This window comes from Caballeronia sordidicola (assembly GCF_000729995.1).
Taxonomy (GTDB): domain Bacteria; phylum Pseudomonadota; class Gammaproteobacteria; order Burkholderiales; family Burkholderiaceae; genus Caballeronia; species Caballeronia sordidicola_A.
In genome coordinates this window covers 65,301-80,592 of record NZ_JNFG01000018.1, presented here as the reverse complement: position 1 = coordinate 80,592, position 15,292 = coordinate 65,301, and the positions used below count along the sequence as shown (strand labels likewise).

The following is a 15,292-nucleotide window of genomic DNA, read 5'->3' as shown; positions in this document are numbered from 1 at the left end:
GTTTCTGACAGATCTGCTTGGGAATCGATTTGCATGTACGCGGCTGAAAAGCGGTCTCATCACAAGAGCGTAGTGCGTGTCACGTTGCAGTCAAATCGCCGCAGTCAAATCATGCGATATTGCATCATGCTCTAAAAAATCGATTTATATCGAATGATGTGGTTTGGGATGGATAATGTCAAGAACTTCAAGGGTATCTCCGGACACGTCTTGTCCCGGTTCCGCTTGCTGCAGGCGCACATGCTTCCCCGCCGGAAAGCTCCCAGAATTTCTTGACATGAATCATTCCATGAAAGATGATTCGATATCAATCGAATATCGATGATTGCAAATCGAGATCAACGTTGCCCGTTCGTCTGGAACGTCCATGGGCACCAAGCAAGGCCTCAACCTCGCAAAGGTTGTATTTTCAGCAAGAGGAGAAACAATGAGCAAGCTTCAGTTGTCCGTTGCCGTAGGCAACTACGATCGGATCAGGCCGTTGGTCGACGGTGAGGTTCAAATCGAAGGCGTGGACCCGGTGTTCATGTTGCAGGACCCCGAGGAGATCTTTTTTCGCGCGTTCAGACACGCGGACTTCGATATCTGCGAACTCTCGCTCAGCAGCTACTCCGTGAAGACTGCCGCGGGGACCTCGCCCTACATCGCCGTGCCGGTCTTTCCGTCGAGAGCCTTTCGACACACGTCGGTTTATGTGCGCACGGATAGGGGCATCAACAGCCCGGAAGATTTGAAGGGCAAGCGCATTGGTGTGCCGGAATATCAGCTAACGGCAAACGTCTGGGTCCGTCTTTTTCTCGAGGAGGAGTACGGTGTAAACCCTTCTGATGTGACCTGGGTGCGCGGTGGATACGAAGATCCGACCAGGGTGGAGAAAATCACGCTGAACTTGCCTGCAGATGTGAAGCTGGAGAACGCGCCCGAAGGCAAGACGATCTCGAGCCTGCTCGCGGACGGCGAAATAGATGCCGTCATTGGACCGCGAGCGCCTTCATGCTTTGACCGTGGGCATCCCCAGGTCAAGTATTTGTTCGACGATCCGCACAAAGCCGCAGCAGATTGGTACACGCGTACGAAGCTGTTTCCGATCATGCACACGCTTGGCGTCAGGAAGACTCTGGCAGAGAGTCATCCCTGGCTACCGGGCGCATTGATGAAGGCATTTGAGAAGTCTAAAGCCCTCGCGTTGGCGCGTCTGAGTGATACGGCGGCCACCAAGGTGACCCTGCCGTTCGTCGAGGACCAGCTACGTGCCGCTCGCACACTGATGGGGACAGATTTCTGGTCATACGGCTTCGCGGACAATGAGCATCCTATTGACCGTTTTCTGGCCCGCCATTTTGCAGAAGGGCTTTCAAGCCGCCGGCTTGAACCGCGTGAGCTGTTCCATCCGGCAAGCCTCGAAAGCTTTGCAATTTGAAGGAGCGCAGCAAGGACAGACCGTGACAAATGCCCGCTGCCGAGACGGACTTCGAAGCAAGGGGGGGCATTTGAGCGCGGAGACACTGGCGCGCCCTGTATTGACGCGCCGGTGAATCAAACGCGATAAGCGGGTGCGCCCTGTGGGGCGCGGGATGCGCCGCCATCGATAACGATTTCCGCCGCCTGGATGCTACTTGAGCGGTCAGACGCGAGAAAAAGTGCGGCTTGAGCTACCTCCTCGGCATCGTTGAGACGGCCGATCGGAATACTCCTGATCAGGCTTTTCTCAAGCTCCTGCAAGTCCTTCTCCGTATGGGCGAGGGTGCTCCAGATTGGGGTTCGGGTGGGACCCGGAACCAGTGTGTTGACACGAATGCCTTGAGGCGTAAGTTCAGAGGCCAGTGCACGCGCCATGCCTGATAGTCCGGCTTTGCTGGCAGCATATGCCCCGAATCCTGCAATTCCCATTGTTGCGACAACAGAACCGATCAGGATAACTGACGATCCAGAGCGAAGGTAGGGGAGCGCGGCCTGTACCGTGTAGAAGCTCCCGGCGACGTTGATCCTGAGTATGCGTTCAAAGAGCTCACTGGACGTGTTCTCCAAAGGGGTAGGAGATACCACGCCGGCACTTGCAAACAGGACGTCGATACGACCAAACCGGCGACCCACTTCTGCGAAGGCGGCGCCCAGAGCTTGGGTATTCGTGACATCGGCCTCAATCGCCACGACCTCGGGGCCAAGCTGACTGCGAGCGACGCCAAGGGTTTCCGGATTGTTGCTCATGATGACGACTTCCGCGCCCGCTTCGAGGAACAGCCGTGCCGAAGCGAATCCGATTCCGCTGTCTCCGCCCGTGATAACCGCCACCTTGTTGTTCAACTCCATGTGCGTGTCTCCTACGAATTTAATAAATTTGGAAATTGTTTCAACGCACTTCAGGCTAATTCAACACAACAACGTGCCGAGGTTGACGCTCCCTATGCGCTCTCTTGTTGCGATGATTTTTTCATTGCCGTCCTTGCGGATCCGCAGTTCGATTGTCGAGGTTTGCTCAGTCAGACCCGAGAACCGGAAGTCCCCGAAATGGTCAGTCGTCGTGGTGCGTTCGGTGGGTTCGTCCCCACCGGCAGAGTCATGCAGCACGACTTCAACACCCGCCAGGTTTCGCAGACGACCGTCGCCAGTGGCTTCGCTGATGTTGCCTGCTACCAAGTGGCTTAGAGCGTCATCCAGATTGCGATAGAACACGCGAGGCCTTGTGCCGAACTCCGGCTGAATGACCGAGAGGTGTTCGTTCTTCACCATTTCTTGCAGTTCTTTGTCCGGCATGTTCAGCGCGCGTAGCGCCTTGGTCGGGCAGGCTTGTGCGCAACGCGGTTCTTTCCATCCGGCGTCAAGCAAGTGCGCATCAAAATTCCAGTTCTGCGGCACCTGTTCCTGTTCGTTCCATTCGATCATGCCGTAGGGGCAGGTCTTCACCAGATCCCGTCGGCCGCGTGACTTCTCCGGGTCAATGACCACGACGCCGTCCGGGCGTTTATAGATCGCTCCATCGGCCGCTGCCTTTACGCATGGAGCGTTGTCGCAGTGATTGCACATCTTCGGAATATAGGTCACGTCCACCAGCGACCCCTCTCCTCGAACGTGGCGTTCGACACGAATCGTATCGAGTCCCTCCGGAGGGTGCGGTGCGGAATAACCGGGGAATTCGTTGCCGGTGTACTCGTCTTTTGTCGAGAGCACACAGTTTTTGCAATTGATGCAGAGGGAAACGTCCACTACCATGGCCCAGCTCATGCTGCCTTCTCCAGTGTTGTGTCCCATTTTTCTACCTCCACCCAGCAACTGTTGGGAATAATCCCGTCTGCGGTCGTGCTCATCTTTCGCCCTGGCGTCAGGAGGTTGAGACAACCCCCGCGATCAACCAACCCTACCGACGTCTGGATCAGATCGAGTTCGCCGCATGATTCGTTTGCGCGCGCAACGCCATCCTTGATGAGTTGCGAAACGTCGATTGCGCAGATGACCGACGCCTGGGCGTTGTAGACACGCACCAGATCGCCCGCCTGCAGGCCGCGCGCCGAAGCATCTTTGTGGCCCATTCGAAGGACCCAGTATCGATAGCCACCAACGTTCATCCGGTGCTCATTGATCGTGTTGATATGGCTATTTTTTCCATCGGCCTGGGTATGGAAGCTGTAGACCGGATGATTGGTCACGAGTTGTAGCGGGAACCTTTGCTTTACACCGCTCTGACTGTTGATATATCGGTTGACCGCCGGCCTCGCGGGATCGATCTGCTCGATACGGCGCAGGCTGGACGGAACAAACTCGAACTTGCCTGATTGCGTTGGCAGCCCCTGGCTGAACCCGGTCGAATACACCCCGGGAAGGGGATTCGCTTCCGGTAAGTCTTTAGTGCGGCCCTCTGCGAACCAGCGCATGTCCACCGGTTGCTTGTCATCGTCTTTGGGAGGCGGCACGACGTGATAGCCTTTCTGCAGGAATTTCTTCCAGGTGGTTTGCTTGGGCAGGTCTGTGGAGTTGAATATCCGCTCGCACCAGGTCAGTTCCGATCCACCGCCTTCCGAGTACATGCCGCCGTAGCCGAGTCTCGTCATGATCTCCAGGAAAATCTCATAGTCCGACTTGGATTCGCCGAGAGGCTCGATGCATTTGTGCTGCATGATCATCATGCGATGATTGAGCTGACTCTGCGCATGCTGGATGTAGCCGCCACAGTTCGCCCATTCGGAAATATCGTCACGCTCGAGCGCGGTACACGCCGGCAGGATGATGTCTGCAAACTGAGCTTCGTTCTCCATCCATATCGATTGATTGACGACGAACTCGAGGGATGGATCACGATACGCTTCAATCAGTCTGTTCGAGCCTGGAACCGTGCCGAAAGAAGACGAGCCGTAGCGGTACAGCATGTGAACCCGCGAATGGCCCAGCTTGGGATACGAATATTGGCCAAATTGTCCTTCAGCCGAGAAGCCGTCCCACAAGTAACCATCCGCATGTCCCTGCGTGATGGCCTCGGCAAGCCGTTGACGAGGAATGGACTGCTTCACCGGATTGATCGTGATGATGTGAGGCATGCGGCAATAGTTGTTGGCCGCGCTCGCGGTGTAAGTCAGGTCGCCCGAGATTCCGCCCTCGGCGTAGCCGGGAAAGTAGAAGTTCAGGTCCTGGGGCGCGCCGATCTGAAGATTGCCAAAGTTGATTCCGGGCTTTCCCCATCCCTGCATGGCCATCATCATGACAAGGCTTCGTGTCCATTGAGCCCCGGTCTCGGTGCGGCATGCTCCGCCAAAGCCTGCGCCGAGGCCTCCTGCAGCGAGGTACGTCTTCTTTGATGCCCACAACGTCGCGAGACTGCGGACGTCTTTCGCGGGAATACCGGTTTCAGCTTCCTGCCACTCAGGTGTCTTCGGCGTGCCGTCCTCTTCACCGAGAACATAAGCACGCCATTCGTCGAAGCCGGTCGTTTTCGATGCTATGTATTCCTGATCATAGCTGCCACTGATCATCCATTCATGCATGATAGCGATCGCAAACGCCGAATCGGTGCCGGGCTTGATCGGTAGCCATTTTCCACCGAGGAACTGGGCGGATTGCGTCAGGTAGGGGTCGATGTGAACGAACTGTATCCCGAGCTGCTTGGCCCACAAGCGGCGCTCGGTGCCCTCGAACCCGGCGTACACCCCACTGGTCGACTCGGGATCGCTCGACCAGAAGACGATCACCTCCGCGTGTTCAAGACAGTCCACGGTGGTGCCGTAAAAGCTCGGCGTGCCCAGACGCAGACTGTTGCCGTAGTGATGCATGGCGCCCCAGTACCAGCCTTCCCAGCTGATCGGGCTCATTTCGATGCGGGTGTATCCAATCAGGTTACCGAAGCGCTGCATGGCGCTCAGGTAATAGTTAACGTTTCCCCACTGGTGGTGGGCACCCGTCGCCATTGCGATAGCACCAGGGCCATGCTCCTGCTTCATGCGGCGGATTTCGCCAGCGACTACGGTGAGCGCTTCGTCCCAACTGATACGCTCGTAGCTGGAAATACCCCGGTTCTGAGGATTGCGTTCACCGTTCGGGTCGAAATCGAGCCGTTTCATTGGGTAAAGGATCCGCTTGTCGGAATAAACGAGGGATTTGAGTGAGAGCGCGTGCGGGCTAACAGTTGCACGTCGTGCAGGCGAAAACCGGCGACCCCGCGCGGTGATGGTCCAGCTTGGTCCGTCTTCCTCCGCGAGATCTATGGGAGTCGTCCGGATGATCTTGCCGTCCTTGACGAAGACAAAAACCGGCCCCCCATTGGTGAGCGTGACATAGCGGGTCGTCCCATCCTTCATCGGGGTACCTGTGCGCCAGGATGCCGTCTTCATGGTGTTCACCAGCTGGCCGAACCAGACTAGCGCCTGATCGCTGCCGCCTTGGGTGATCTTGAAGTTCTTGAGCGCATCGATCAGGAACGCATGATCGGTCGTGGGCGCCAGCATCTGGCGTGCTGTAGCCGCATCCATGAAGACAAGTTCGGCGTCGGGCCGAGGAGCCACCCCCCAGCGCCCCGACACGGTGCCGTTTTTGAAATGAAGCTGCCTTGCCAGGCTATTGTCCCGGAGCCGAAGCTGGATCACCCAGTCTCCCGCGACAAGATGTTCGCGAACGGAAGGAAACCTGCGTGCCGCCATCCGTAGAACGGTCGGCATCAGCCAGAGTATGAGTACAAGGATGTGTCTTTGCATACGAGTCTTCCCTGAGCTGAATGCGCCAGTACAAAGCGCGATAACCGATCCCGAACGTTGACGGAATGATGTTTGCCAACCTGTTGAACTACCAGTCCCGGCTCATGGCTGTTGTTTGTGGTGCCGCACCATAAGAGGCTGCGCAGATTCAGACGAAACCATCGGCACCTGTTGTATGATCTTTCTCGTGACGGATTATTTGCACAGAGACGATTCCATCTAAGATCGATTTATATCGAATGATATTAATCGGGATGAGTGAAGTCAAGGTGCTTAGGGAATCTCCCGACACCACACGTGTCATCGTCATCTTTTTTGCCGATCGGCTCCGCGTCCGATTGGCCACCCTTATGTCAAGGAATGAGCGAATGCCCAAGTCAAACTCCGCAGCGGCCAAAGCAACCGTGAACGTTGCTGCAGGACCGGGATCGGGAGCGAAGGAATCTTCGGATGTATTTGATGATCGCGGCAGGACTGTGCCGTGGATGGCACGAACGGTGCACAGGCTCTATGACGCACAGGCGCAGAAGATCCTTGACCGGGAGAACCTGGCTATCGCGTACTGGTACTACCTTCGTGTACTGGCAGAGCGCGGTGAATTGAACCAGCTGGAGCTCAGCAAGCGTGTGGGCATTGCATCCACTACTGCGGTACCCGCTCTGGATAACCTCGAAAAGCGCGGCCTTGTGCAACGAACCCGAGACCCTAACGACAGACGGAAGTACTTTGTCAATCTTCAACCTGAGGGCAAGCGGCTAGTAGATGAATTGCTGCCCGAGTTGACCGACATGATTTCGTCGTCACTGGACGGCGTCACCCAGCGGGATATGCGTACTTTCTGGAAAGTGATGCATCAGATCGAAACAAACCTTGCGCAGAAGGCGCAAGACGATACGGTCGTGGATTGAACCGGCGGTAGTGTCAGAGGCGTTAAGCCGTGTGCCATTCTTTCATGTGCGGGTCCGCAAAAGTGCGGAGGCTTTCCAATGCCATGGCCACCGCCGCGCGATTGACGTTCTCGGCGTGCCAGTAGAGCGACACTGAGCCGAAGCCCTCGAGTTGAACGGGCAGAATACGAAGTGCGTTCAATTGTTCGAATCGAAGGGCGGCCCGATGCGACGCCACGCCCACCAGTTCCGTGTTATTCAGCAGCGTCAGGTTGAGAATCGACGAATTGGATTCGACACAATGGGCCGGCAGTGCGCGTCCCTCCGCCGCAAGCGCTGCCTCCAGTGCAGTTCGCACAGGCGTGCCTTGCGGCCAGACGATCCACGAATAGGCGAGGACGTCATCCCAGGTGAGCGATGAGTTCCCGGCAAGCGGATGCTGCGGTCCCGCGACGAAGTTGATCGGCTCCGTATAGAGCGACTCGGTCTGCAGCCGTGGATCGTCGTACTGCTGACCCGAGCGGCCGACGACAATATCCAGTTCCCCACGCGCCAGCTGCGGCATTAGCTGGTTCATCGTGCTTTCGACGAGCCGCACCTGTACACGCGGCATGCGTTCGAGAAGCCGCGACACGGCAAGCGGCACCGTGTCCGCCGCCGACACCCCCGACGTCCCAATACTGACGAGGCCGCTGCCGCCTGCGCGCAGCGCCTGCATATCGTCACGGGCAATGTCGAGATGCGCTTCGATCCGGCGCGCGTGTTCGATCAGCGCCTCGCCGTACGACGTGGGCCGTAGACCCCGCGCATGCCTCTCGAAGAGGGGCAGGCCGACGTCTTCCTCAAGTTCCTTCAGCCATTTCGACAGTGCCGGCTGTGTCGTGTTGAGCGCTGTTGCCGATTGGCTGAGGTTGCCCGTGCTCGCGAGGCTCAGCAATACCTGCAGATGCCTCAGACGCAGGCGATAAGTCCAGTCCATTGCCCAATCCTCTTACCAGATCCCCGCAGCGGCTTGCGAAGCTATATCCGAAATCATATGGATTAGATGTTTTCGCCATTTTACTGAGTATAGCTTTGTCGCATATAAATGATGCATGGGGTCTGCGAGACCGGCGCGTGATCAGCCGACGCGCCCGATTCAAGTGACACCGAACGCAACCAGGTTGCATGGGACCAGAGTAAGCGCTAAAGCGCCAACTCTGGTCGACACAGGAGACGCGAATGACAAACAACAACCCGGGCGCATCGCGCGCGGCCTACTACGAGCAAATCGCGCGGCAGCGCATGGCCCCGCTGTGGGAATCGCTGCACAACCTCGTGCCGAAAGCGCCGCAACCGAAAGCGCAACCCGCCATCTGGAAGTACGCGCAGGTGCGTGACCTGGTGATGCAGGCGGGTTCCGTGATCAGCGCGGAAGAAGCCGTGCGCCGCGTGCTGGTGCTCGAAAACCCGGGGCTGTCCGGCAAGTCAAGCATGACGCCAAACCTGTACGCCGGACTCCAGTTGATCCTGCCGGGCGAAATCGCGCCCAGCCACCGGCATACGCAGTCGGCACTTCGTTTCATCGTCGAAGGCAAGGGTGCTTGGACAGCCGTGAACGGTGAGCGCACGACCATGCATCCGGGCGACTTCATCATCACGCCGTCGTGGACATGGCACGACCACGGCAATCCTTCCGAGGAAGAGGGCGGAGAGCCTGTCGTGTGGCTCGATGGCCTCGATATTCCGTTGGTCGCACAGATGGACGCTGGTTTCGCGGAGAACTACCCCGAGATGACGCAGCCGGTGTCGCGTGCAGAGGGCGATAGCTTCGCGCGCTTCGGCCACAACATGGTGCCCGTGCGGCATCGCGTGTCCGATCCCACTTCACCGATATTCAGCTATCCGTACGAACGAAGCCGCGAAGCGCTCGACGCGCTCTACCGCAACGGCGAACTCGATGAATGGGACGGCGTGAAACTGCGCTACGTGAATCCGGCCACGGGCGGCTGGCCGATGCCGACCATTGCGACCTTCATGCAATTCCTGCCTGCGGGCTTCAAGGGCCGCACGTATCGCAGCACCGACGCAACCGTGTACTGCGTCGTCGAAGGCGTCGGCACGGTCAAGATCGGCAACGAAGAATTCACTTTCGAACCGCACGATGTGTTCATCGCGCCATCATGGGCGCCCGTGCAACTGGCGGCATCGGCGGAAAGCGTGTTGTTCAGCTATTCGGATCGTCCGGTGCTCGCCGCGCTGAACCTGCTGCGCGAAGAACGCAGCTAGTCACGTCCCTTTACTTTCTACGCGCCGCATTGGCGGCGCGTGATTAATCCCTTATCTATCGAGTCGAACTCATCATGGCATTTGTTTTCCCGCCCGAAGCGCCCATCGCTGTTCCCGTCGCCGGCAGCGACGCTCAATTCGCGGTGCGTCGCGTCTATTGTGTGGGGCGCAACTACGCGGCGCATGCGCGCGAAATGGGCTTCGATCCCGATCGCGAGCCGCCGTTCTTTTTCTGCAAGCCGGCCGATGCTGTTGTGCCCGTCGCCTACGGCGAAACGCTTGAACTGGCTTATCCGTCGCAGACGACGAACTACCACTATGAAGCGGAGCTAGTCGCTGTGATTGGCAAGGGCGGCTCGGATATCCCGCTCGAACGGGCGCTCGATCACGTATGGGGCTACGCCGTCGGCCTGGACATGACGCGCCGCGATCTGCAGATGAAGATGCGTGAGATGGGCCGTCCCTGGGAGATCGGCAAGGCGTTTGACTACTCGGCACCAATTGGGCCGATTCATCCGGCAAGCGAGGTTGGTCACTTCGAGAGCGCCGGCCTGTGGCTGACGGTCAACGACGAGACCAAACAGAAGAGCGACGTGTCGCATCTGATCTGGTCGGTCGCGGAGACGGTTGCGTATCTGTCGAAGTTCTTCCGCCTTGAAGCGGGCGACGTGATTTTCACGGGCACGCCGGAAGGCGTTGGAGCGGTGAAGAAGGGCGACACGATGAAGGTCGGCGTCGAGCGTCTTGGCGAAGTAACGGTGCGGGTGGGCTGACATGAAATACGTAACCTGCTTTGATCGGAGGTCCACTCGTGCAACTCCATAGCTTCTTCAACAGCTCGACGTCGTACCGCGTACGCATTGCGCTCGCGCTCAAGGGACTCGCGTATGAGACGCTGCCCGTCAACATTCGCGTCGGTGAACATCGCGCAGCGGACTATGTGGCGAACGTGAATCCGTCAGCGTCGGTGCCTGCACTGGTCGATGGCGATTTCAAACTCGGCCAGTCGCTTGCGATCATCGATTACCTTGACCAGAAGTACCCGGAGCCACGCCTGATTCCGCTCGAACCGGTATTGCGCACGCGCGTGCTCGAATTTGCTTCGCTGATTTCTTGCGACATTCATCCGGTTAATAACCTGCGGGTGTTGCGATATCTGGAGACCGAACTCAAGGTCACGCCGCAGCAGAAGAGCGCGTGGTATCGGCACTGGATCGCGGAGGGTATGGCAGCCGTAGAGCGCCTGCTCGACCGCAGCAGCGCGGGTCCGTGGTGCTTTGGCGCGCAACTGACGCTCGCCGATCTGTGCCTTGTGCCACAGATCGCTAACGCGCTGCGCATGGACTGCGATCTGAGTGCCTATCCGCGCAGTCTGGCCGTATATGAACACGCGTCGAAACACGCGGCATTCGACGCCGCGCAGCCGCAGCGGCAGCCCGATTACATCGGTTGATTGCATGGGACCCGAGTAAGGCGCTATGGGGCCGGAGTAAGCGCTAAAGCGCCAACTCTGGTCGACAGGACATTGGAGACAGACATGAGTGAGACAAACAACAAAGGCCGGCGCGTGCTTGTGATCGGCGGCGGCATTGGCGGCCTGGCCACCGCGCTGGCGCTCGCGCGTCAAGGCATTCGCGTGCAACTGCTCGAACAGGCCCCTGAGATCCAGGAAATCGGCGCAGGAATCCAGTTGGCCGCAAACGCGTTTAACGCACTCGATGCGCTAGGCGTCGGTGAGGCAGCACGCAGCCGAGCCGTATTCACGGACTACCTGAAATTGATGGACGCGCTCGACGCAAGGGAAGTGATGCGGATCGACGTCGGCGCCCCATATCGTGCGCGCTTTGGCAATCCGTATGCGGTGATTCATCGTGCCGACATTCACCTGTCCATTCTCGAAGCGGTGAAGGATCATCCGTTGATCCAGTTTCGCACCAACACGCAGGTCTGCGAACTCGACCAGAATGCCGACGGCGTGACTGTCATCGATCAGAACGGCGAGCGATACCACGCGGATGCCGTGATCGGCTGCGACGGCGTGAAGTCGGCAATACGCAAGGCATTGATCGGCGACGAACATCGAGTGACAGGGCATGTGGTGTATCGCGCCGTCGTTGACGTCGAAAACATGCCGGAGGACCTGCAGATCAATGCGCCTGTGGTGTGGGCCGGCCCGCATTGCCACCTCGTGCACTATCCGCTGCGCGGCGGCCGCCAATATAACCTGGTCGTTACGTTCCACAGCCGCGAAAAGGAGGAGTGGGGCGTGCGCGAGGGCAGCAAGCAGGAAGTGCTGTCCTACTTCGAAGGCATTCATCCGCTGCCGCATCAGATGCTCGACAGGCCGACTTCTTGGAAACGTTGGGCCACGGCGGACCGGGATCCCGTTGAGCGCTGGAGCTATGGACGTGCGACGGTGCTCGGTGACGCCGCGCATCCGATGACGCAATACCTGGCGCAAGGCGCCTGCCAGGCGCTCGAAGATGCCGTCACGCTTGGCGCCGCCGTCGCTGCGACGGATGGCGATTTCGAAGCCGCGTTCAAACTGTACGAGAGCGCACGTATTCCGCGCACGGCGCGCGTGCTGTATTCGGCTCGTGAGATGGGCCGTATCTATCACGCAAAGGGCGTCGAGCGACAAGTTCGGAATTCGCTTTGGATCGGCCGCACGCAGGAGCAGTTCTACGACGCACTGCAGTGGCTGCACGGCTGGCGCGCAGAGGACTGCCTGAAGGGCGTCATCTGAGGCGCGACGGGGTGCCAGGCAGCGGGTGTAGTGGCGGATCCATCGCGCTGCCGAACGGAAATTTGAACCGCCGTCGCGGTCGAGACGCTGCGGAGACGCTGCCGAGCTAAGCAGGTAGCCGATACGACATGAAGCGTTGCCCATCTTCTGTGTCGATCTTGTCGATCCACTTTGCCTCGCTGGCGCCACTTCGTGTCGAGGGTGGGTTAGTCATATCGGGCAAGTGGTACTTTTCATCGGGTTCGCTGCACGCTCAATGGGCGATTCCCGGGTGCGTAGAGCACGACGAGAACGGGGCGTGGGCATCGGCCGCGCGGCGTGGAAGTACGTGATCGAGAAGGCGTCTCAACGAGCAATTGCGTACACCCCGTTCACCAGGCAAACCGATTCGACCGTGTTCCAGGTGCAAGTGGCGCAAGCTGCGCTGAAGATCGATAGCGCTCATTTGCGCGTATTCCATGCTGCGGATGAGATCGATGAGCTGGCCCGCCCCAATGAGTCGCCAAGCTACATCACACGGGCGCGGGTCCGGGCAGATACCGGTGTTGTAGCGTCTGACATCACCGACGCTTTGAACACGCTGATCTTTGCTCACGGCGCTGGAAGCTTTGCCGAAGCGAGTCCGATGCAGCGCTGGTGGCGTGATTCGAACACTGCGGCCCGTCATGCGATTGTCCTCCCTGCTATTGGTGCCGAGCTTTATGGGAAGGCTCTGCTGGGTGTGGAAAACACGGTTACGCCGTTGGTATAGTTACGAACGACCTGTTGCGCGGCCATGTCCGTCTTACCCGACGTGACGCAAGGTTGCGCAGGACTCGCAGGTAGACACGATCGTTTGCGTACTTGCGTCCAGGGACGAATAACAGCCCAGCGACGCGAAGCTTGTCCGGATTACGGGAAGGTGGTGTTTCAACGCGACTCTGGGTGATGGCGTACGGGTATCTGTACGCCATCAAGCCACAGGTTAGAAGTAATGCATGATGCCGAAGTAGCCACCTTGCTGGTTGTGGCCCGGCAGCGGTTGAGAGTCGGCCGTCTCAACCGGGAACGCGGCATTCTTGCCGTTGAACATCGCTCCGACGGTCAAGTAGAGGAATGTCCGCTTTGAGAGGTTGTAAGTGCTGCCGATGGCGCCGAGATTTCCCGTGCCGCCGCCATGATTCACATTGCCGTGATACCAGGCGGCCTGGACGGAGAGAGCAGGGGTCGCCTGATACGAGGCGCCGATCCACTCCTGCTGGCTGCGTGTGGCGGCGAAAGGATTGAACGAAGTGGCGACCGTATCCTGTCCGGATGAGACCAGTTGCTGATAGCCTGTGTAGAACTTGAGTCCGCCCAAAGTGTATGTGGCGCCGGCCATGTATTCTCGTGACGCGGCATACAGGTCTGAAAAATTTCCCTTGGCGTCGTGGATTTCTTCGTAAACCCCGTACGCGGCGAAGCTGGTGAGGGTGTACTGAGCGCTTACACTGAACTGACGTCCACCGCGAAAGTTTCCAGCCTCGTTGCCGAATCCGTCCTGCACGCGGAACGAGAAGCCGGACCATTTGGGTGAGTTGTAAGTGACGACGTTTGATCGCGGCCCCCATGCTCGCCCGAAGGCGAAGTTGCCAACGCCTATCCCTACCTGCTCCCCTAACGGGTCAATGTACCAGCCGGTTTCGTCGGTCAGGCTCATGGCCTCTCCGAACCAGATACTTCCGAATTTGTCGTCGGCCAAACCCACATACGCATCGCGGGTAAAGATCGTGTTAGGCGGAGTCTGCCCATTTCCGGCAGTAAAAAGGCTTTCGAGTTTAAAGACCGCGTGCACGCCCGCTCCGAGGTCTTCATCGCCTGTCAGGCCGAACCAGCTGTACCCATACTGGTCGCTGCCGAACCTGTAGTTGTTTTTCGACTGACCGTTTGGCGTTGCGACGTTCGTGACAAAATCCAGACCCGACGCGACGCGTCCATACAGGGTCACAGTGCTCTGCGCGTAAGAGTTGCAGGCGCCGAAAGCCAACAACGATGCGCAATAAATGATCTTTTTCATTTCGTCATCCTTATGATGAAAATGAGTCTCCGGGGATTGCTTGACGACCTTTGTCGCGTCGGTGCAAGCGGCTTGCATAGTCAGATCCACAGCCAGAAATGCTCGTCTTTCGAGTCAAACCAACACATGCCCGGAAGAAATTGGCTCAGACCTCAGCTACTACTATCCACTACGCGCTTTTACGAAACGCTCTTATTGCTGCGGGTAGATGGCGAACGGTGGTTGCCAGCAGAATCGCGCACGCTTGTACCAGCAGTTGAACTGCTGGCCCCGCACCAAGCGCCAGCACGAGTTGGCTCAACTGCGCCATGAACAGCGCCGCGACCGCGCTGGCGATAACACTGCCTTTCCCGCCAGTGAACGGTGTGCCGCCGACAACTACAGCCGCAATGGCGGGAAGCAGATAGTCGTTGCCCGACGTCTGCGACGCGCTACCAATGAATCCGGCCAGGAGCATTCCGGCGGCAGAGAAGCACACCGCAGACGCGACGTAAGCACCAATCTTGTACTGCAAGACCCTCACCCCGGCGGCTTCTGCCGCGCGCGGATTTACACCGACAGCGACAAACCGGCGCCCGATCGCAGTTTTTCGGGTGATGAACCACGCCGTTACCACGAACGCGAAGGCGAACAGTACATTGGCGGGTAAACCGATGAACTGGGCGTGCGAGATGGTCTGCATGACGGTCGGGACGTTGACGGGAACAGCGCCGGTCAATGAGCGCACGGCGCCAATGAGCAGCGCGTTGACTGCCAACGTTGCAACCAATGGTGTTATCGCAAACTGCGAGACCAATGTTCCATTGATGATTCCAACAATCGCGCCCACGCACACAGTTAAAACCACTGCGAGGACGATGGAATCAAGACCAAAGCCGCTGCGGGCCATCACTACCCCGGCAAGCGAGACCATGCCAATTGCTGACATGTCGAGCCCGCGTTGCTGGATGACCAGGGTCTGTCCGGTTGCGACAATGGCGAGGATGCCTGCGAACGGAAGCATGGCCAGAATCGAACCCCGGGTCATGGTGCCGGGCGCGACCACGAAGCTGACGGAGAAGAGAAGTATTAATCCGACCCAGATCCACCAGAATTCACTGAACGCTGGAACCCGAACCAACCTCGAACTCGCGGACGACGACCGCAAGATATCCGGTACCGCATCTGCGTGATTGCTCAT

At 58.4% G+C, this 15,292-nt stretch carries 13 protein-coding genes; 7 read left to right on the top strand and 6 right to left on the bottom strand.

Features of this window, described 5'->3' with window-relative positions; translation table 11 throughout:
- The first annotated feature begins 427 nt into the window (after window positions 1-427).
- Complete coding sequence (locus FH08_RS0118190; protein ID WP_031359704.1) at window positions 428-1,420, top strand: ABC transporter substrate-binding protein; 993 nt, start codon at window positions 428-430, stop codon at window positions 1,418-1,420.
- Between the two features lie 116 nt (window positions 1,421-1,536).
- On the opposite strand, the gene FH08_RS0118185 is transcribed toward FH08_RS0118190, so the two are convergent.
- Genes FH08_RS0118185 through FH08_RS0118175 form a run of 3 tightly spaced genes read right to left on the bottom strand, consistent with a single transcriptional unit; the run spans window position 1,537 to window position 6,176 of the window.
- Entirely contained in the window at window positions 1,537-2,310 is a 774-nt protein-coding gene (locus tag FH08_RS0118185) for an SDR family NAD(P)-dependent oxidoreductase (RefSeq protein ID WP_031359703.1), read from the bottom strand.
- 60 nt (window positions 2,311-2,370) lie between these two features.
- Entirely contained in the window at window positions 2,371-3,222 is an 852-nt protein-coding gene (locus FH08_RS0118180; RefSeq protein WP_235210406.1) for a 4Fe-4S dicluster domain-containing protein, read from the bottom strand.
- Entirely contained in the window at window positions 3,219-6,176 is a 2,958-nt protein-coding gene (locus FH08_RS0118175; RefSeq protein WP_031359701.1) for a molybdopterin-dependent oxidoreductase, read from the bottom strand. Before FH08_RS0118175 ends, FH08_RS0118180 begins: the two co-directional genes overlap by 4 nt.
- Before the next feature lie 368 nt (window positions 6,177-6,544).
- Between FH08_RS0118175 and FH08_RS0118170 the strand changes: the two genes are divergently transcribed.
- Window positions 6,545-7,084 carry a MarR family winged helix-turn-helix transcriptional regulator gene (locus tag FH08_RS0118170; RefSeq protein WP_031359700.1) on the top strand — a complete coding sequence of 180 codons (540 nt, stop codon included), beginning with the start codon at window positions 6,545-6,547 and terminating at the stop codon, window positions 7,082-7,084.
- Between the two features lie 22 nt (window positions 7,085-7,106).
- Here the strand turns inward: FH08_RS0118170 and FH08_RS0118165 are convergent, their stop codons facing one another.
- The gene (locus FH08_RS0118165) at window positions 7,107-8,042 is read right to left on the bottom strand and encodes a LysR family transcriptional regulator (RefSeq protein ID WP_031359699.1); all 936 of its coding nucleotides are present in this window, start codon (window positions 8,040-8,042) and stop codon (window positions 7,107-7,109) included.
- Window positions 8,043-8,284: 242 nt separating this feature from the next.
- On the opposite strand from FH08_RS0118165, the gene gtdA reads away from it, so the two are divergent.
- The 5 genes from gtdA to FH08_RS0118140 all read left to right on the top strand — a co-directional run bounded on the left by gtdA (window position 8,285) and on the right by FH08_RS0118140 (window position 12,828).
- Window positions 8,285-9,331 carry a gentisate 1,2-dioxygenase gene (gtdA, locus tag FH08_RS0118160; protein ID WP_031359698.1) on the top strand — a complete coding sequence of 349 codons (1,047 nt, stop codon included), beginning with the start codon at window positions 8,285-8,287 and terminating at the stop codon, window positions 9,329-9,331.
- A gap of 74 nt (window positions 9,332-9,405) precedes the next feature.
- Window positions 9,406-10,104 (top strand): fumarylacetoacetate hydrolase family protein, encoded by a 699-nt coding sequence (locus FH08_RS0118155; protein WP_031359697.1) that lies wholly within the window; start codon window positions 9,406-9,408, stop codon window positions 10,102-10,104.
- 38 nt (window positions 10,105-10,142) lie between these two features.
- Window positions 10,143-10,784, top strand: a complete 642-nt coding sequence (gene maiA / locus FH08_RS0118150) for a maleylacetoacetate isomerase (protein WP_031359696.1) — start codon at window positions 10,143-10,145, stop codon at window positions 10,782-10,784.
- A gap of 84 nt (window positions 10,785-10,868) precedes the next feature.
- Window positions 10,869-12,077, top strand: coding sequence for a 3-hydroxybenzoate 6-monooxygenase (locus FH08_RS0118145; protein ID WP_031359695.1), 1,209 nt, complete (start codon window positions 10,869-10,871; stop codon window positions 12,075-12,077).
- Window positions 12,078-12,375: 298 nt separating this feature from the next.
- The gene (locus tag FH08_RS0118140) at window positions 12,376-12,828 is read left to right on the top strand and encodes a hypothetical protein (RefSeq protein ID WP_031359694.1); all 453 of its coding nucleotides are present in this window, start codon (window positions 12,376-12,378) and stop codon (window positions 12,826-12,828) included.
- 213 nt (window positions 12,829-13,041) lie between these two features.
- Here the strand turns inward: FH08_RS0118140 and FH08_RS0118135 are convergent, their stop codons facing one another.
- The gene (locus FH08_RS0118135) at window positions 13,042-14,190 is read right to left on the bottom strand and encodes a porin (RefSeq protein ID WP_235210405.1); all 1,149 of its coding nucleotides are present in this window, start codon (window positions 14,188-14,190) and stop codon (window positions 13,042-13,044) included.
- A gap of 91 nt (window positions 14,191-14,281) precedes the next feature.
- Window positions 14,282-15,292: an ABC transporter permease gene (locus FH08_RS0118130; RefSeq protein WP_235210403.1), complete on the bottom strand. Its 1,011-nt coding sequence runs from the start codon at window positions 15,290-15,292 to the stop codon at window positions 14,282-14,284.